The sequence below is a fragment of the Pantoea folii genome (assembly GCF_056678875.1).
On record NZ_JBWXON010000017.1, the window covers coordinates 103,069 to 120,708 of the forward strand.

The following is a 17,640-nucleotide window of genomic DNA, read 5'->3' on the forward strand; positions in this document are numbered from 1 at the left end:
GTGTTAGCGCTAAATCGGGGGATCGGTAGCAAACAATTATTACCGTATGAAAACACCTTATCATGACCGAGTATGACCGTTTATGTGTATTTGACCGATTTGTGATGTGAGCTAAATTGTTTTTAGCTAAACCGCCTCTGAGGGTATGACGTCGATCAAACAGATGTTTGAGCCATGAGCACGCTTTCAGATAATCATCACTCCACAGTCCGACGAATCCGATTGAGCGGAAATCAGTCGAAATGGATGATGGAATTCTTGCTTCTCCAGCCTTAGATCGCCCTCAGGCGACGGCTTTTTCAGCAGTTAGTACCGCTTTTAGGGCCAGCTCACAGTTTCGGCCCGCTGACCACGTTGTCGTTACGCTATGATTTCTTTTCAGGGAATTTGGGGACCTTTTTTTTGATGTCTTATTGGATGAAGTCGCTGCTTTTATTGCCCTTTGTGTTTGTCGCGTGCGTTCAGGCTGAGCCACTGCAAAAGTCATTTTCTGACTGGCAGCTCACCTGTAACAACGCGGCTTTTTGCGTGGCACGCAGCTTTCCGGGGGACAACGGATTAGTGATGACCCTTTCACGTGGCGCTGGCGTTAACGATCGCCCGCTGCTGCGTATTGATTACGGCAGCGCGTACAGCGGAGAGCTGCCCGGCGGACCGCTGAAGGAAAATTTGCTGCTGGATCAACGTCGCCTGACGCCAGACCTCAAACATTGGAGCGTGGAGCCACACCATCTCGCCACCAGTAATGCCATCGCCATCGACGAATTTCTGGCGCAAACGCTGGATGCCCATACTCTGCAACTGACCTATCAGGCGAAAGCCACTATCCCACTCAGCGGCATGAAAGCGGCGCTATTGTTGATGGATGATGTTCAGGGGCGGGTAAATGGTGCCAGCGCCTGGGTGAAGCGGGGCGATCGCGCGCCATCGGACGTTCTCCCAGTGCCGCAGGTACCGCAACTGCCCGCTCGCTTACCGCAGCCAGCGCCGTTAACTCAGGAAGAAACCAGCGGGTTAATTGATTACGGTACCTGGCGGGTTAACACCGACAACTGTTCGCTCGATCCGCTGAGACGTGAAGTGAGTGTAGCGCCGCTCACCGACACCAAAGCGCTGCTTTTGATCAGTTGTGAAGCCGGTGCCTATAACGTGATTGATTTGGCCTTTGAGGTGACGCGTAGCCAGCCTTACGTTGCTCGCGGGCTGACGTTGACCTTGCCATTCACGCCACCCGGACGCAGTGACAATCAGATGGAGTTGGTGAACGCTGAATTCGATGCCAGCAGCGGTTTGCTTTACACCTTCAGTAAAGGCCGCGGTCTGGGAGATTGTGGTGTCGCCACGCGTTGGCAGTTCGACGGAAATGACTTTGTGCTGGCAGAGTATGCTGAAGAGAAAACCTGTGACGCATGGCATAGCAGTGATAAATGGCCCACGCTGTGGGTCAGCCAGCCCCCGTCATAATTCGCACTGCAGATGCGTTGGCTGTTTTCATTCACCCCAGTCACTTACTGATGTAAGCTCCTGGGGATTCATTCAATTGCCGCCTTTCTGCATCACGAACTATCTAGGGGGAAGGTATGGCATTGATCATCATCGGTGAGCCATTTTGATTGCCCACCAACTCCGCCAACAGATTATTCACGCCATCGCTCATCGGTGTGAAGCGTGACAGCGGTGAACGCGTCACCACCACAAATACTCCGACGTTATTCTGTGGCACCATCGCCATGTAAGTAATAAAGCCGCCGCCGCCGCCGGTTTTCTCGATAATCCCTGGGCGACCCTCTTTTGGCCCCATATACACCCAACCCATGCCTAACGCATCGGCACGGCCGGGCACATCCATACCTTCAACTTTGGTCAACTGGTCACGGCGATAGATCAGCGTTTGCAGACGATCAACCTGTGGCGTGCGGTGATTTACCGCCGAGTTCAGAAACTGCTGCATCCAGCGGCCCATATCATCCGGCGTTGAATACACGCCACCGCTGCCAATTGCCGCCAGGGTGTTATTGCACGGGCTGGCCCCTTTCTCAGGGATCATCAGGCGCTGGCACTGATCGGGGGATGGCGTAAAGGTGGTGTCTTTCATTCCCAGCGGACGCGTCACCAGCTGTTGCAGCAGGGCGGGATAAGGCGTGCCTGCCGCTTTCGACAGTGCATCACTCAGCAGGTCAAAGCCGAGGTTGGAATAGGAGGCTTGTGTTCCCGGCGTGGCTTTCAATTGCGCACCCTGCAGCCACTGCCAGCGATCGGCTTTGGTTGGCCAGACAAACACGGGACGATGCGGTTTGCCGCCCGGCTGCTCACGCGGCAGGCTGCCGGTATGAGTCGCGAGGTTGATCAGGCGAATCGGCTGACCGTTGTAATTCGGGACGCGTGCGCCAGCCGGAGCATACTTGCTCAACGGGTCATCAAGGCGAATCTGTCCGCGTTCCGCCATTTTGACCATCACTTCGCTGGTCATCAATTTGCTCAGCGAGGCGATGCGAATCACGGAATCGAGCTGAGGGCGCACGTTATTGCCAGGGCTGGTATCGCCAAAGCTGGCAAATACGCGCTGATTGCCATCAATCGCCACCAGCGCCATGCCGGTTGCGCCGCTGCCATAGAAGATATGCTCGGCATAACGATCAACGATCTGCGAGGCCAGCAGCGGATCGGCTACCGTCTGCGCCATGCTTTTTAATGGAAGCACTGAAACCATTAAGGCCAGTAAAAAAGGAGTACGTTTTTTCAACGGGAAAGCGTCCGCAACAGGATTCGGAGGAAAGCTTATAGTAATCAGTTTGTGCGAGGCGTGAAGAGGGAAGGGAGGATTTTTTTCTGTATCAGGCTGTGATCAAAAAACGGCCCTTACGTCAAAAGACGCAGGGCCGGATCGATTAGTGCGGCTTGAGTAATGCTTCGGTATGGCTCACGATATTTTCCACCGTAAAGCCAAATTCCGGGAACAGCTTGCCTGCCGGTGCAGACTCACCGAAGGTGGTCATGCCGACAATCGCGCCATCCAGGCCGACATACTTGAACCAGTAATCGGCGATACCTGCTTCTACCGCCACGCGCGCTTTTACGCCGGAGGGCAGCACCGATTCGCGGTAGGCTGCATCCTGCTTGTCGAACACGTCGGTGCAGGGCAGAGACACCACGCGCACCTTGTGGCCGCTGGCACCGAGTTTATCCGCCGCGCCCAGCGCGATTTCAATCTCAGAACCGGTGGCGATGATGATCGCTTCTGGCGTGCCCGCGCAATCCTGCAGCACATAGCCCCCTTTGGCGATATCCGCTACCTGTGCTTTGCTGCGTTCGGGCTGCAGCAGATTTTGGCGCGATAGAATCAGCGCGGTCGGGCCATGATGGCGCTCAACAGCGGCTTTCCACGCTACAGCGGTTTCCACCTGATCGCACGGACGCCAGACGCTCATATTCGGCGTTACGCGCAGGCTGGCGAGCTGTTCCACCGGCTGGTGCGTTGGGCCATCTTCGCCCAGACCAATCGAGTCATGGGTATACACCAGCACCTGACGCGCTTTCATCAGCGCCGCCATGCGCACCGCATTACGCGCGTACTCAACAAACATCAGGAAGGTGGCAGTATAGGGAATAAAGCCGCCGTGATGGGCAATACCGTTGCCAATTGCCGTCATACCAAATTCGCGCACGCCGTAGTGGATGTAGTTACCGGCGATATCTTCTTTAATCGATTTCGAACCCGACCAGATGGTGAGGTTACTCGGCGCGAGGTCAGCAGAGCCGCCCAGCAATTCGGGCAGCAGCTTGCCGTAGACTTCCAGCGTGTTTTGCGACGCTTTACGGCTGGCGATTTTTTGCGGATTGGCCTGCAACTCATCAACAAACGCCTGAGTCGCCTCACTCCATTGTGCGGGCATACCGCCATCCAGACGACGGCTGAACTCGGCGGCAAGGTCCGGATGTGCAGACTTATAGGCCGCAAATTTCTCATCCCAGGCTTTCTCACGCTGGCTGCCGGCTTCTTTGGCATCCCACTGCTGATAAATCTCTTTCGGGATTTCAAACGCCGGATGGTGCCAGCCGAGTTTTTGGCGGGTCAACGCCACTTCCTGCTCGCCCAGCGCGGCGCCATGTGACTCTTCTTTACCGGCTTTGTTTGGCGAGCCAAAGCCAATCACGGTACGGCAGATGATCAGCGAAGGCTTGTCGGTGACACTCTGCGCTTCTTTAATCGCCGCCGCAATCGCTTCAGGATCGTGACCATCAATACCTTCCGCACTGCCGACCACGTGCCAGTTATAGGCTTCGAAGCGTTTATGGGTGTCATCGGTGAACCAGCCTTCGGTTTCACCATCAATCGAGATGCCGTTGTGATCGTAGAAACCAATCAGTTTGCCGAGACCCAGCGTTCCCGCCAGCGAGCTGACCTCATGGGAAATCCCTTCCATCAGACAGCCATCACCCATGAAGACATAAGTGTGGTGATCGACGATATCGTGCCCAGGACGGTTAAACTGTGCCGCAAGCGTACGCTCAGCAATCGCCATGCCCACCGCATTGGCTAAACCTTGTCCCAGTGGACCGGTGGTGGTTTCCACGCCTGGTGTGTAGCCAATTTCTGGGTGGCCCGGCGTTTTCGAATGCAGCTGGCGGAAATTTTTCAACTCTTCCATCGGCAGGTCATAACCGGTGAGGTGCAGCAGGCTATAAAGCAGCATCGAACCGTGGCCATTGGAGAGGATAAAGCGGTCGCGGTCGGCCCAGGCCGGGTTGTTAGGGTTATGTTTGAGGACATCGCGCCACAGCACTTCGGCGATATCCGCCATCCCCATTGGCATACCGGGGTGACCGGAATTTGCTTTTTGTACCGCATCCATACTTAAAGCACGAATCGCGTTAGCCAACTCTTTGCGTGAAGACATAGGGTTCTCCCTTATGATTGGGCAAATGAGGACGGGCAGACGCCCGTCCGACATGAAAAGAGTGGTGATTTACAGGCGAGAAGCCAGCACATCTTCCAGCTTCTGCTGGTCAATGGCGAATTGACGGATGCCGTCAGACAGTTTTTCCACCGCCATTGGATCCTGGTTATGTTCCCAGCGGAACTCCGCTTCGGAGAGCGATGCAGGCTGGTGGAAACCTTCGGTTGAAGGTTCCAGTTTGCGCTCCAGTGGCGCATCGCTGTTCGCCAGCTCTTCCAGCAGGTTAGGGGAGATGGTCAGGCGGTCACAACCGGCCAGCGCCTGAATCTGCTCCACTTTACGGAAGCTGGCACCCATGATCACGGTGCTATAACGATGCTTCTTGTAGTAATCGTAGATACGACGCACGGATTTCACGCCAGGATCTTCATCCACCACGTACGGGTCGAGCGGTTTGCGTGAGTTGTACCAGTCATAAATACGGCCGACAAACGGGGAGATCAGGAACACGCCCGCTTCAGCGCAGGCACGCGCCTGCGCAAAGGAGAACAGCAGCGTCAGGTTACACTGGATACCGTTCTTCTCCAGTTCTTCAGCGGCTTTGATCCCTTCCCAGGTTGAGGCCAGTTTGATCAGGATGCGCGAACGATCAATGCCGTTCTCTTCATACATCCGTACCAGTTTCTCCGCTTTGGTGACACACATGCCACGATCGAAGGAGAGGCGCGCATCCACTTCGGTCGAAACACGGCCCGGTACGCTTTTCAGAATTTCCATACCGAGATTAATCGCCACTTTGTCACTGGCGTTGATGATTTGCGTCTCTTTGCTGCCGCCCTGTTTTTTCGCATAGTCGATGGCGTCATCAATCAGATGTTTGTAAGCGTCAAGACCGGAGGCTTTCAGAATTAAAGAGGGGTTAGTTGTTGCGTCTTCCGGATGGTAATGGCGAATAGATTCGATGTCGCCGCTGTCCGCCACCACGGTGGTGAACTGTTTCAATGCATCTAGCTGGTTCATCGCTTAACTCCTTGATTAGCAATAATGTGGGCAAACGGGTCGTGCCCTTTCCTGTTGAGTCGTGGCTCAACACAGTGCTACAGACGTTGCACGAAGAAAATGCGTTTTCTCTGATTGTGGCGCTGAAGGGCATCTGTCACGGAAGGGGGTGCCTGATCGGTTCAGCTACGTGTTTTGCCAACATTAAGAATAGCAGGCTGCGCCAAAGCCGCAGGCGAAGCCGTGGCAATCTGTGCCCTCGTTCTTTGAGCGCCTTCACCCTCTTTTGTGCCGCAGATTCCTATACTGGTGGTTTTTCAGCCGTGCCAAAGGATGCCAAATGGACGATCAACTCAAGCAAAGCGCGCTCGATTTCCACCAATATCCCACTCCCGGAAAAATTCAGGTTTCCCCCACCAAACCGCTGGCGACGCAGCGTGATTTAGCGCTGGCCTATTCGCCGGGTGTGGCGGCACCTTGCCTCGAGATTGCTGCCGATCCGTTGGCGGCGCACAAATACACCGCACGCGGCAATCTGGTGGCGGTGATTTCGAACGGTACGGCAGTGCTCGGTCTCGGCAATATCGGTGCGCTGGCCGGTAAGCCGGTGATGGAAGGCAAAGGAGTATTGTTCAAGAAATTCGCCGGCATTGATGTGTTCGATATCGAAGTGGATGAGCTGGACCCGGATAAGTTGATTGAGGTGATTGCCGCGCTGGAGCCGACCTTTGGCGGCATCAACCTTGAAGATATCAAAGCGCCTGAGTGCTTTTACATTGAGCAGAAATTGCGTGAGCGCATGAAGATTCCGGTGTTTCACGATGATCAGCACGGGACCGCGATTATCTGTACTGCGGCGGTGCTAAACGGTTTGACCATCGTGAAAAAGGCCATCTCAGATGTGCGGCTGGTGGTGTCTGGGGCGGGCGCATCAGCCATTGCCTGCCTGAATTTGCTGGTGGCGCTCGGCATGCAGAAGCACAACATTGTGGTGTGTGATTCCAAAGGGGTGATTTACCGCGATCGTGAACCCAATATGACGCCGACCAAAGCCGAGTACGCCATAGAAGATAAAGGCGCGCGTACGCTGGATGAGGTGATTGCCGGTGCGGACATCTTCCTTGGCTGCTCGGGTCCGAAAGCGATGACGCCAGAGATGGTGAAGAAAATGGCACCCAATCCACTCATTCTGGCGCTCGCCAATCCCGAACCGGAGATCATGCCGCCGCTGGCCAAAGAGGTACGGCCGGATGCGATTATCTGCACCGGACGCTCGGATTTCCCTAATCAGGTGAACAACGTGCTCTGTTTCCCGTTTATTTTCCGCGGGGCGCTGGATGTGGGTGCCACGGCAATTAACGAAGAGATGAAACTGGCGGCGGTGCATGCGATTGCAGCGCTGGCACAGGCCGAGCAGAGCGATGTGGTGGCATCAGCTTACGACGATCAGGATTTGAGTTTTGGACCGGAATATCTGATCCCGAAACCGTTCGATCCGCGTTTGATTGTGCAGATCGCGCCTGCTGTGGCGCAAGCGGCGATGGAATCCGGCGTGGCGACGCGGCCGATCGCCGATTTCGATGCCTATCGTGAGCAGCTCACCGAGTTTGTGTATAAAACCAACCTGTTTATGAAGCCGATTTTCTCGCAGGCACGCAAAGATCCGAAACGCGTGGTGATGGCCGAAGGAGAGGAGGTGCGGGTGCTGCATGCGACGCAAGAGCTGGTGTCGCTGGGGCTGGCGAAGCCGATTCTGATTGGTCGCCCAAATGTGATTGCGATGCGTATCCAGAAGCAAGGATTGAAGATTGAAGCGGGCAAGGATTTTGAGATCGTCAATAACGAGTCCGACCCGCGCTTTAAAGAGTACTGGAACGAGTATTACCAGATCATGAAACGGCGCGGTGTGACGCCTGAAACCGCTCAGCGCGCGGTGATCGGCAATCCGACCTTGATCGGTGCGATCATGGTGCATCGTGGCGAAGCCGATGCGTTGATTTGCGGCACCATTGGCGATTACCGCGAGCATTACGATGTGGTGGAGAAGGTGTTTGGTTTCCGCGACGACGTGAAGGTCGCTGGGGCAATGAACGCGCTGCTGCTGCCAAGCGGTAACACTTTTATTGCAGATACCTATGTGAATGAAGATCCCAGTGCGGAACAGTTGGCGGATATCACATTGCTGGCGGCCGAAACGGTGCGTCGCTTTGGTATTGAACCGCGCGTGGCGCTGCTGTCGCACTCCAGCTTTGGCACGTCTAATGCGCCGGGGGCGCGTAAAATGCGCGAGGCGTTGGCGCTGATTCAAAGCCGTGCGCCGGAACTGGAGATCGACGGTGAGATGCACGGCGATGCGGCGTTGGTGGAGAGTATCCGCCGTGAACTGATGCCCGACAGTCCGCTGAAAGGCACGGCTAATTTGCTGATTATGCCGAACGTGGAAGCGGCGCGTATTAGTTATAACCTGTTGCGTGTGTCGTGCTCGGAAGGCGTGACGGTGGGGCCGGTGTTGATGGGGATCAGCAAGCCGGTGCATGTATTGACGCGGATTGCATCGGTTCGGCGCATTGTGAATATGGTGGCGTTAGCGGTAGTGGAGGCGCAGACCGAGCCGTTGTGAGGTGATGACGTGGTTAAGGGCTAAAGGCCAGGGAGGGTGTTGGTGCGGGCCTTAGCCCCTCTGCTGCTGCCGGGCAGTCCTCGCGCCGCTAACGCGGTGCCCTCGGCTTCCACGTCGTGCCGACGGACCGTTCGGGGATCGACCATCCCTGGTCGGCCCCGAACTGATCCACGCATCCCTGCGTGGATCTCCTGGCCCAACGTAAAAGCCTCAGCGCTGCGGATAGCCCTTGCAGCAGCAGAGGGGCTAAGGCCATCAACATTTGTGCCCTTTTCGGCAAAATGCGTGAGCGCTTCGGTTAGTTTTGTTGAAGGGAGGCTCTATGCCGGAAAGGTTGTACTCTTTTCAACAGCACGTAATGAAGTTTAACAGCAGGCTGGGACCGCCAGCCCCCAAGCGGCCCCAGACAGCGCTAACTTTAGATCCAACAAGCGATCCCAAACAGCGTTATCCGCAGCCCAGAAGGCATACCATCAAATCCACCTGCCAGCCTTAACATCTGCTATGCAAGAGAACTATTCACCCAATCCCAGCCAATCCTTCACCGGCAAGAAATCGCTGTAGAGTGCCGCTTCTGGCGTGCCAGCTTCGGTTTGATAATCATATTCCCAGCGCACCAATGGCGGCATCGACATCAAAATCGATTCGGTGCGGCCGCCGGTTTGCAGGCCGAACAGCGTGCCGCGATCCCACACCAGATTGAATTCGACATAACGCCCGCGACGATAGAGCTGGAACTGACGTTCGCGATCGCCCCATGGCAGCGCCTTGCGCTTCGCGACAATCGGTAAATAGGCATCCAGATAACCCTTGCCCACTGCCTGCATAAAATCGAAGCAGTGATCAAAGTCTGGCGTATTCAGGTCATCGTAAAACAGCCCGCCGATGCCGCGCTGTTCATTACGATGCTTGAGGTGGAAATAGTCGTCACACCATTTTTTGTAGCGCGGATAGACGTCTTCACCAAACGGCTGGCACAGGTCAAACGCGGTTTGATGCCAGTGCAGCGCATCCTCTTCGAAACCGTAATAGGGCGTGAGATCGAAACCGCCGCCGAACCACCATACGGGATCGGCACCCGGCTTCTCGGCAATAAAGAAACGCACGTTGGCATGACTGGTGGGGATGTACGGATTTTCCGGGTGGACGACGAGTGACACGCCCATCGCTTCAAAACTGCGGCCGGCCAGTTCAGGGCGATGTGCGGTGGCAGAGGCGGGCATCTGATCGCCGTGCACGTGCGAAAAATTCACGCCTGCCTGCTCAAACACCGCGCCGTTGCGCAGAACGCGGCTGCGTCCGCCGCCGCCGCCTGGGCGCTGCCAGTCATCTTCGGCGAAGGTCGCTGTACCATCGGCAGCGGCCAGCTGGGCGCAAATTTCATCCTGTAGTGTCAATAAAAACGCTTTGACGCGGGAAATATCGGGATTGCTCATGAGTCACTCGTTCCGGAAATTTGCCGCGATTCTACCACAGGAAAAAGCTATGCCTGGCGACGATCGTACTCGTTGAAGTAATTGACGATGCCATCGGCAATCGCGCTGGCGATCTTCTGGCGGAAGGCGGTGGTGCCCAGCAATTGCTCTTCACGCGGGTTGGTAATAAACGAGGTTTCGACCAGCACCGACGGGATTGAAGGTGACTTCAACACCGCAAACGCTGCCTGCTCGGTGTGCTGGCTGTGCAGATGATGCACCGGGCGAATCTGATCCAGGACGTGTTTGCCCAGCGTCAGACTATTGCGGATAGTGTCCGTTTGCACCAGGTCGAACAGAATCTGGTTCAGGTAGTTATCTTTCTCCTGCACTTCCGCGCCGCCGACCTTATCGGCATCGTTTTCACGCTGTGACATATAGCGCGCCATGGCACTACTGGCGCCGCGATTCGACAGGGCGAATACCGACGCGCCGTTGGCATCCGGGCTGGTGTAACCATCGGCATGAATCGACATAAACAGGTTGGCGCCGTGCTGATGCGCGATCTCCACGCGTTGATACAGCGGGATAAAGTGATCGCTTTCTCGCGTCAGTCGCACTTCCACTTTAGGGTGATTTTGCAACAGCGTACGCACGGTGTTGGCGATTGCCAGTACGATGTGCTTCTCTTCCGAGCCTTCTTCGCCCACCGCGCCCGAATCAATGCCGCCGTGGCCCGGATCGATCATCACGATGCGTTTGCCGTTAGTGGCCGGCTTCGGCGGCGTGTGACCTTTGCTGACGCGCAAATCGGCGCTCTCTTCTTTCGCCATGACCGCGCGCGGTGACAGCACCGCCAGCGCCAGGCCAGAGAGAATCAACTGGCGGCGATTGGTCAGCCGCTTCAGCAGTGAAATTTTACTCATATTGGGGTCCCTGACAGAAAATCCTGCCCAGTGTTATATCGTAACAACTGCCTTGCGGCGACTTCACAACCATTTCAGCGCATTACTTTGTATTACACGTTACTAACAGCAATTTAGCCGTTTTTTTCCACCGTTGCGCGGTGGGAGGGTTGCGCCTGACAAAGAATGCGTGATAATCAGCGAATTGTGCTTAATAGCAGGGTAACGCCGATGGAAATCCGCTCATTCCGCCAGGAAGATTTTGAAGAAGTGATCACGCTCTGGGAGCGTTGCGATCTGTTACGTCCGTGGAACGATCCGGAACTGGATATCGAACGTAAAATGAACCACGATCCGGAGCTTTTTCTGGTGGCGGAAGTCGGCGGCGAAGTGGTCGGCACGGTGATGGGCGGTTACGATGGCCATCGCGGATCGGTCTACTATCTGGCGGTGCATCCCGATTATCAGGGGCGCGGATTTGCTAATGCGCTGATGAATCGCCTGGAGAAAAAGTTAATCGCGCGTGGCTGTCCGAAGATTAATCTGATGGTGCGCGAAGAGAATGATCAGGTTCTCGCCTTCTACGAGAAACTCGATTACGAGCCTGTGGATTCGGTGTTGCTGGGTAAACGTTTAATCGAAGACCGCGAATATTAAGCCGCCGATGATGGGGCTGAAATATTTGCCAGATGAATACGATGCAAAAGGGCAGCTACGGCTGCCGTTTCTTTTCTGGCTGATTCTGTTATTGCAGGCGCGAACCTGGTTATTGCTGGTGATGGCGGGCGCATCTCGTCAGCAGGGTAACGATCTGCTGGCGCTGTTCTATCCCGATCGTCAGAGCTTTTGGATTGGATTGGCGCTGGGCATTCCGGCGGCGATGGGCTTACTGTTGACCGGCTATCGTCAACGCTGGCCGCGACTGTGGCAGAGTTGGCGGCATGTGCTAAGTGTGTCGTTGTTGATCAGCCTGCTGTCGCAGGGCTACGGTCTTTGGCAAGGCGCTTTTCCTGATTCCCCGCTGCCGCTGTTGTTAACCCTGTTTGACTTGCTGGCGCTGGTCTGGCTGCAAACCCATCAGCGCCTGCGCGACTGTTTTCTGCCGGAACATCACACCGAATAAACTTTTTGCCGGTTTGCGACTCCAACAGGCACGCCAATCGGCACAAGAGATCAAGGAGCATTCATGAAAGTTGTTCGTCCCGCACTGCTGGTTAGCGCCATGATGCTGGCAGGTTGCGCCAGTTCAGGTTCCTCTACCGCCTCCAGCGCGAGCGAAAGCCATTGGTATAATCCGCTGAGTTATCACTGGTCGGCACTCAATCCAATGAACTGGTTTGGCGGCTCGTTAACCGTGACCGAACAAGGTGTGGCAGGCTTAAGCAGCACCACCCCGATGTCAGAAGCGGCGATCGGTAAAGCGTTAAACAATGATTATCAGCTGCGTCAGGGTATGCGCACGCAGGATGGTCAGGTGGTTGATTTCTGGCAGGCGCTGGAAGATGGCAAAGTGAAACTGGTGATCAACGGCCAGAGCAGCGTTGAACGCGTTGAAGTGATGGATGCCGATGCAAAGAGTGCAGACGGCAGCAAGATTGGCGATCTGTTTAGCGCCAAATTCAGCAAAGCCTTCGACAACTGCAAACTCACTACCGGATTAGATGCGCGCGATGTTGAGTGCCGTGCTCCGGGCAGTCAGCACATCTCTTATGTCTACACCGGCGAAGGGCATGGACCAGAGGGATTGATGCCGGCTGACGACACCTTGAAAAGCTGGAAAATCAGCAAAATCGTCTGGCAGCGCTAAGCAAAAAATAATTGCGTTAACGCACAATCACTGTGTGGCTTTCCGGTATGATATGGGCGAAAAATCGTCCTAACTTTCATGCCGGAGAGCAGTGCAATGTCTCGATTCCAGAGCGGGATCCTGTTGGAACACCGCCGTTTCGCCATTTGGCTAGAAGCTCGTATTACGGGCGATCTCGATGCTGTCCTCCAGGGGAGCAAAACCTTCCTGCAACAACTCGATGCGCTGCAACAGAAATTTGCCGATGCCGGACTGGGCGCGGTGATCGCCTTTGGCGATGCGCTGTGGCGCGATCTGCAAGGTGCGGATTCAGCGCCAGAATTGAAAGCCTTCTCCCCATTGGGCAAAGGCATTGCACCCGCCACGCAACGCGATCTGCTTATCCATATCCAATCTCTGCGTCATGACGTGAATTTCTCGCTGGCACAGGCGGCATTAGCGGCCTTTGCTAACGCCGTGAATATTGAAGAAGAGACCCACGGCTTCCGCTGGGTGGAAGAGCGCGATCTTTCCGGCTTTGTTGATGGCACGGAAAACCCGCAAGGCGAGGCGCGTCAGCAGGTGGCAATTATTGCTGAAGGCCCGGATGCCGGTGGCAGCTATGTTTTCACTCAGCGCTGGGAGCACAATCTCAAACTGTGGAATCGTATGGCAGTGGAAAAGCAGGAAGCGATTATTGGCCGCACCAAAGTGGATAATGAAGAGTTGCCGGGCGATCAACGTCCCGCCACCTCGCATCTCAGCCGCGTTGATTTGAAAGAAGAGGGCAAAGGGCTGAAGATTCTGCGCCAGAGCCTGCCGTATGGTTCGGCCAGCGGCACTCATGGCCTGTATTTTATCTCGTACTGCAACCGCTTGTATAACATCGAGCAGCAACTGCTGAGCATGTTCGGCGAACGTGACGGCAAAATGGATGCGATGCTGCGCTTCACTAAGCCGGTAACGGGCAGCTACTTCTTTGCGCCTGCACTGGATGTCCTGCAAGCGCTGTAATACGCCAGTGAGCGGCCTTGCGTGCCGCTCACCACTAATCCCGTCTGTTGCATAATCTCTCCCGCCGTCTTATGCCTTTTTAGACTTTGAAATCCCCAAACGATATATAAAACCGTTACTGGTTTGCCCTGAGTTATAAATACACTGACAGCATCTAATGGCATTGGCGATTTCGCCGACGAGCAGGGTGCAGCATGACACTTCCGATTGCGAAAAAATGGATGAGCGGAATCGCTTTGTCACTGGCGTTAGCCGGTGCAGCGCAGGCAACAGAGCTGCTGAACAGCTCTTATGATGTCTCGCGCGAGCTGTTTGTTGCCCTGAATGCGCCATTTGAACAACAGTGGAATGCTGCACATCCCAATGACAAGCTGACGATCAAACAATCGCATGCCGGGTCATCAAAACAGGCACTGGCTATCTTGCAGGGCCTGCGCGCGGACGTGGTGACTTACAACCAGGTGACGGATGTGCAGGTGTTGCATGATAAAGGCAACCTGATTCCAGCCGACTGGCAAGCCCGTCTGCCGAACAACAGCTCACCGTTTTACTCCACCATGGCGTTTCTGGTACGCAAAGGGAACCCTAGGCAGATCCATGATTGGTCGGATCTGGCACGAGACAACGTGAAGCTGGTATTCCCGAATCCAAAAACCTCCGGTAATGGCCGTTATACCTATCTGGCCGCCTGGGGCGCAGCCGACCAGGCTGACGGCAAGGATAAAGCCAAAACCGAAGCCTTTATGACGAAATTCCTGAAAAACGTCGAGGTGTTTGATACCGGCGGCCGTGGCGCGACGACCACCTTCGCCGAACGCGGTTTAGGGGATGTGCTGATCAGCTTCGAATCGGAAGTGAACAACATCCGCAATCAGTACGGCAAAGATGACTACGAAGTCATCGTGCCTAAGACCAATATTCTGGCGGAGTTTCCGGTGGCGTGGGTCGACAAAAACGTCGAGCACAACGGCACCGCTGACGCGGCCAAAGCCTATCTGAACTTCCTCTATTCCCCTGAGGCGCAGAAAATCATTACCGGTTTCTATTATCGCGTGAACAATCCACAGCTGATGGCGGAACAGAAAGATCGCTTCCCGCAGACCGCGCTGTTTAATGTGCAGGATGCCTTTGGCGGCTGGGATAACGTGATGAAAACCCATTTTGCCAGCGGCGGTGAGCTGGATAAATTACTGGCAGCGGGGCGCGGTTGATGTTTGCTTTAGCGCAAAAGCGCGTGCTGCCAGGGTTCGGTCTCAGCCTCGGCACCAGCCTGATGTTTACTTGCCTGATCCTGCTGTTGCCGATCAGCGCACTGCTGATGCAACTGTCCAACATGACACTGGCACAATATTGGGATGTGGTCACCAATCCACAGCTGATTGCGGCGTATAAAGTCACGCTGTTGTCAGCGGGCGTGGCGTCCATCTTCAATGCGTTCTTTGGCATGTTAATGGCGTGGATTCTGACGCGTTACCGCTTCCCTGGCCGCGCGTTACTGGATGGCTTGATGGATCTGCCGTTTGCATTGCCTACCGCCGTTGCCGGTCTGACGCTGGCCGGTCTGTTCTCGGTGAGTGGTTGGTATGGGCAATGGCTGGCTCATTTTGATATTAAAGTCTCTTACACCTGGCTGGGCATTGCGGTGGCGATGGCCTTCACCAGCATCCCGTTTGTGGTGCGCACCGTGCAACCAGTGCTGGAAGAGTTAGGCCCGGAATATGAAGAAGCGGCTGAAACGCTGGGTGCGACACCGTGGCAGAGCTTCCGCCGTGTGGTGCTGCCAGAGGTGGCGCCCGCGCTGTTAGCGGGCACGGCGTTATCCTTCACGCGCAGCCTGGGTGAGTTTGGTGCGGTTATCTTTATTGCGGGTAACATCGCGTGGAAAACCGAAGTCACCTCGCTGATGATTTTTGTTCGCCTGCAAGAGTTTGATTATCCGGCGGCCAGTGCTATCGCCTCGGTCATCATGGCCGCTTCGCTGCTGTTGCTGTTCGCGATTAACACCTTGCAGAGCCGCTTTGGCCGTCGCTTAGGAGGCCACTAATGGCGGAGATTTCGCAGATTAATCACGCTGAGCGTCAGCCGGTGAACTGGGGGAAATGGCTGCTGATTGGCGTGGGCGCGCTGGTCTCTTTCCTGCTGCTGGTGGTCCCGATGATCTCCATCTTTTGGGAAGCCCTGAGCCAGGGGGTTATTGCCTCGCTCTCTAATTTAAAAGATGGTGACATGCTGCACGCCATCTGGCTGACGATTCTGGTGGCGCTGATTACCGTGCCGGTCAATCTGGTGTTCGGTACGCTGCTGGCATGGCTGGTAACGCGCTTTACTTTCCCTGGCCGCCAACTGCTGCTGACGCTGTTTGATATTCCTTTTGCCGTGTCACCGGTGGTGGCGGGGCTGATGTATCTGCTGTTCTGGGGCATCAACGGCCCGGCGGGAAGTTGGCTGGATGCGCACAACATCCAGATTATGTTTGCCTGGCCGGGCATGGTGCTGGCCACCATTTTTGTCACCTGTCCGTTTGTGGTGCGTGAGCTGGTGCCGGTGATGTTGAGCCAGGGCAGCAATGAAGATGAAGCCGCGGTGCTGTTAGGCGCATCGGGCTGGCAGATGTTCCGTCGCGTGACGTTACCAAACATTCGCTGGGCGCTGATGTACGGCGTGGTGCTCACCAACGCCCGTGCCATTGGTGAGTTTGGTGCGGTCTCGGTGGTCTCGGGATCGATTCGCGGTGAGACCTACACCTTACCGCTTCAGGTTGAATTACTGCATCAGGATTACAACACGGTTGGCGCTTTTACTGCGGCTGCGCTGTTGACCCTGATGGCCATTTTGACGCTGTTTCTGAAGAGCATCGTGCAGTGGCGATTAGAGCATCAGCAGAAGCGCCAACAGGAGGAAAATCATGAGCATTGAGATCAAACAAATTAACAAAGCGTTCGGCCGCACCCCGGTGCTGAACGATATCTCACTGGATATTCCTACCGGTAAGATGGTGGCATTGCTGGGGCCGTCAGGCTCGGGTAAAACCACGCTGCTGCGTATTATCGCCGGACTGGAGCATCAGAACAGCGGACAAATTCATTTCCACGGCAAAGATGTCAGCCGCATTCACGCGCGTGACCGTCAGGTTGGCTTTGTGTTCCAGCACTATGCGCTGTTCCGCCACATGACGGTGTTCGACAACATCGCCTTTGGTTTGACCGTACTGCCGCGTCGTGAACGCCCATCCGCCGCTGAAATCAAACAGCGTGTGACGCGCCTGCTGGAAATGGTGCAGCTGGCGCATCTCGCCAATCGTTTCCCGGCGCAGCTTTCGGGTGGACAGAAGCAGCGTGTGGCCTTAGCGCGCGCGCTGGCAGTGGAACCACAAATTCTGTTGCTCGATGAACCTTTCGGCGCGCTGGATGCGCAGGTGCGTAAAGAGCTGCGTCGCTGGCTGCGTCAGTTGCATGAAGAGTTGAAATTTACCAGCGTGTTTGTGACGCATGACCAGGAAGAGGCGATGGAAGTCGCTGACAGCGTGGTGGTGATGAGCCAGGGCAATATCGAACAGGTCGGCACGCCGGATGAAGTCTGGCAGGAACCGGCCACCCGCTTTGTGCTGGAGTTCCTCGGCGAAGTGAATCGCTTTGACGGTGAAGTGCACGGTTCGCAATTCCATGTGGGGGCACATCGCTGGCCATTGGGTTATACGCCCGCACATCAGGGTGAAGTCGAGTTGTTCCTGCGCCCGTGGGAAGTGGATATCTCGCGTCAGAGCAGCCTGGAAACGCCGCTGCCGGTGCAGGTGCTGGAGATCAGCCCACGCGGCCACTTCTGGCAATTAGTGGTGCAGCCGATCGGCTGGCAGGGTGAGGCCTTCTCCGTGGTCTATGACGGCGATCACACCGCTCCGATTCGCGGTGAACGCCTGTTTGTTGGCCTGCAGCAGGCACGACTGTACAACGGCACGACGCCGCTGCGTCCGGTTGCCTTTGCCGAAAGCGCCTGATATTTTTGA

At 55.6% G+C, this 17,640-nt stretch carries 15 protein-coding genes; 10 read left to right on the forward strand and 5 right to left on the reverse strand.

All coding sequences use genetic code 11. The features are described 5' to 3' along the window. Positions 1-405 precede the first annotated feature (405 nt). A complete protein-coding gene (locus AC1MDE_RS18995; RefSeq protein ID WP_058959085.1) occupies positions 406-1,464 on the forward strand; it encodes a DUF1176 domain-containing protein in 1,059 nt (352 codons plus the stop codon). 103 nt (positions 1,465-1,567) lie between these two features. Here the strand turns inward: AC1MDE_RS18995 and ampH are convergent, their stop codons facing one another. The 3 genes from ampH to tal all read right to left on the reverse strand — a co-directional run bounded on the left by ampH (position 1,568) and on the right by tal (position 5,918). Then, on the reverse strand, positions 1,568-2,743 hold the full coding sequence (ampH, locus tag AC1MDE_RS19000) for a D-alanyl-D-alanine-carboxypeptidase/endopeptidase AmpH (RefSeq protein WP_034825840.1): 1,176 nt from the start codon (positions 2,741-2,743) through the stop codon (positions 1,568-1,570). A 145-nt stretch (positions 2,744-2,888) separates the two neighbouring features. Then, entirely contained in the window at positions 2,889-4,898 is a 2,010-nt protein-coding gene (tkt, locus tag AC1MDE_RS19005) for a transketolase (RefSeq protein WP_058959083.1), read from the reverse strand. A 69-nt stretch (positions 4,899-4,967) separates the two neighbouring features. Further along, positions 4,968-5,918: a transaldolase gene (tal, locus tag AC1MDE_RS19010; RefSeq protein WP_479399157.1), complete on the reverse strand. Its 951-nt coding sequence runs from the start codon at positions 5,916-5,918 to the stop codon at positions 4,968-4,970. 319 nt (positions 5,919-6,237) lie between these two features. Here tal and maeB point away from each other — a divergent pair, with 319 nt between their 5' ends. Further along, a complete protein-coding gene (maeB, locus tag AC1MDE_RS19015; RefSeq protein ID WP_479402484.1) occupies positions 6,238-8,517 on the forward strand; it encodes an NADP-dependent oxaloacetate-decarboxylating malate dehydrogenase in 2,280 nt (759 codons plus the stop codon). Between the two features lie 515 nt (positions 8,518-9,032). On the opposite strand, the gene hemF is transcribed toward maeB, so the two are convergent. Both hemF and amiA read right to left on the reverse strand, forming a co-directional pair. Beyond that, positions 9,033-9,953 carry an oxygen-dependent coproporphyrinogen oxidase gene (hemF, locus tag AC1MDE_RS19020; protein WP_097118566.1) on the reverse strand — a complete coding sequence of 307 codons (921 nt, stop codon included), beginning with the start codon at positions 9,951-9,953 and terminating at the stop codon, positions 9,033-9,035. A gap of 47 nt (positions 9,954-10,000) precedes the next feature. Continuing rightward, positions 10,001-10,858, reverse strand: a complete 858-nt coding sequence (gene amiA / locus AC1MDE_RS19025) for an N-acetylmuramoyl-L-alanine amidase AmiA (protein ID WP_034825849.1) — start codon at positions 10,856-10,858, stop codon at positions 10,001-10,003. Between the two features lie 210 nt (positions 10,859-11,068). Between amiA and AC1MDE_RS19030 the strand changes: the two genes are divergently transcribed. The 8 genes from AC1MDE_RS19030 (at position 11,069) to cysA (ending at position 17,631) form a co-directional block, all read left to right on the forward strand. Beyond that, positions 11,069-11,494, forward strand: coding sequence for a GNAT family acetyltransferase (locus tag AC1MDE_RS19030; RefSeq protein WP_034825851.1), 426 nt, complete (start codon positions 11,069-11,071; stop codon positions 11,492-11,494). 7 nt (positions 11,495-11,501) lie between these two features. Continuing rightward, positions 11,502-11,960, forward strand: coding sequence for a DUF2919 domain-containing protein (locus AC1MDE_RS19035; RefSeq protein ID WP_480344981.1), 459 nt, complete (start codon positions 11,502-11,504; stop codon positions 11,958-11,960). Positions 11,961-12,023: 63 nt separating this feature from the next. Further along, positions 12,024-12,644 carry an RpoE-regulated lipoprotein gene (locus tag AC1MDE_RS19040; RefSeq protein ID WP_479400644.1) on the forward strand — a complete coding sequence of 207 codons (621 nt, stop codon included), beginning with the start codon at positions 12,024-12,026 and terminating at the stop codon, positions 12,642-12,644. Between the two features lie 96 nt (positions 12,645-12,740). Further along, the gene (locus AC1MDE_RS19045) at positions 12,741-13,637 is read left to right on the forward strand and encodes a Dyp-type peroxidase (RefSeq protein WP_480344982.1); all 897 of its coding nucleotides are present in this window, start codon (positions 12,741-12,743) and stop codon (positions 13,635-13,637) included. Between the two features lie 194 nt (positions 13,638-13,831). Then, positions 13,832-14,848, forward strand: a complete 1,017-nt coding sequence (locus AC1MDE_RS19050) for a sulfate ABC transporter substrate-binding protein (RefSeq protein ID WP_479400646.1) — start codon at positions 13,832-13,834, stop codon at positions 14,846-14,848. Then, on the forward strand, positions 14,848-15,681 hold the full coding sequence (gene cysT, locus AC1MDE_RS19055) for a sulfate/thiosulfate ABC transporter permease CysT (protein WP_480344983.1): 834 nt from the start codon (positions 14,848-14,850) through the stop codon (positions 15,679-15,681). The genes AC1MDE_RS19050 and cysT overlap by 1 nt, the downstream gene beginning before the upstream one ends. Next, positions 15,681-16,553, forward strand: coding sequence for a sulfate/thiosulfate ABC transporter permease CysW (gene cysW / locus AC1MDE_RS19060; protein ID WP_058959073.1), 873 nt, complete (start codon positions 15,681-15,683; stop codon positions 16,551-16,553). Before cysT ends, cysW begins: the two co-directional genes overlap by 1 nt. Continuing rightward, complete coding sequence (cysA, locus tag AC1MDE_RS19065; RefSeq protein ID WP_479399148.1) at positions 16,543-17,631, forward strand: sulfate/thiosulfate ABC transporter ATP-binding protein CysA; 1,089 nt, start codon at positions 16,543-16,545, stop codon at positions 17,629-17,631. The genes cysW and cysA overlap by 11 nt, the downstream gene beginning before the upstream one ends. Positions 17,632-17,640 lie beyond the last annotated feature (9 nt).

Coding starts and splice junctions, on each gene's coding strand:
- AC1MDE_RS18995 (WP_058959085.1), top strand. CDS start 406: ATGTCTTATTGGATGAAGTCGCTGCTTTTATTGCCCTTTGTGTTTGTC.
- tkt (WP_058959083.1), bottom strand. CDS start 4,898: ATGTCTTCACGCAAAGAGTTGGCTAACGCGATTCGTGCTTTAAGTATG.
- tal (WP_479399157.1), bottom strand. CDS start 5,918: ATGAACCAGCTAGATGCATTGAAACAGTTCACCACCGTGGTGGCGGAC.
- maeB (WP_479402484.1), top strand. CDS start 6,238: ATGGACGATCAACTCAAGCAAAGCGCGCTCGATTTCCACCAATATCCC.
- hemF (WP_097118566.1), bottom strand. CDS start 9,953: ATGAGCAATCCCGATATTTCCCGCGTCAAAGCGTTTTTATTGACACTA.
- amiA (WP_034825849.1), bottom strand. CDS start 10,858: ATGAGTAAAATTTCACTGCTGAAGCGGCTGACCAATCGCCGCCAGTTG.
- AC1MDE_RS19030 (WP_034825851.1), top strand. CDS start 11,069: ATGGAAATCCGCTCATTCCGCCAGGAAGATTTTGAAGAAGTGATCACG.
- AC1MDE_RS19035 (WP_480344981.1), top strand. CDS start 11,502: ATGATGGGGCTGAAATATTTGCCAGATGAATACGATGCAAAAGGGCAG.
- AC1MDE_RS19040 (WP_479400644.1), top strand. CDS start 12,024: ATGAAAGTTGTTCGTCCCGCACTGCTGGTTAGCGCCATGATGCTGGCA.
- AC1MDE_RS19045 (WP_480344982.1), top strand. CDS start 12,741: ATGTCTCGATTCCAGAGCGGGATCCTGTTGGAACACCGCCGTTTCGCC.
- AC1MDE_RS19050 (WP_479400646.1), top strand. CDS start 13,832: ATGACACTTCCGATTGCGAAAAAATGGATGAGCGGAATCGCTTTGTCA.
- cysT (WP_480344983.1), top strand. CDS start 14,848: ATGTTTGCTTTAGCGCAAAAGCGCGTGCTGCCAGGGTTCGGTCTCAGC.
- cysW (WP_058959073.1), top strand. CDS start 15,681: ATGGCGGAGATTTCGCAGATTAATCACGCTGAGCGTCAGCCGGTGAAC.
- cysA (WP_479399148.1), top strand. CDS start 16,543: ATGAGCATTGAGATCAAACAAATTAACAAAGCGTTCGGCCGCACCCCG.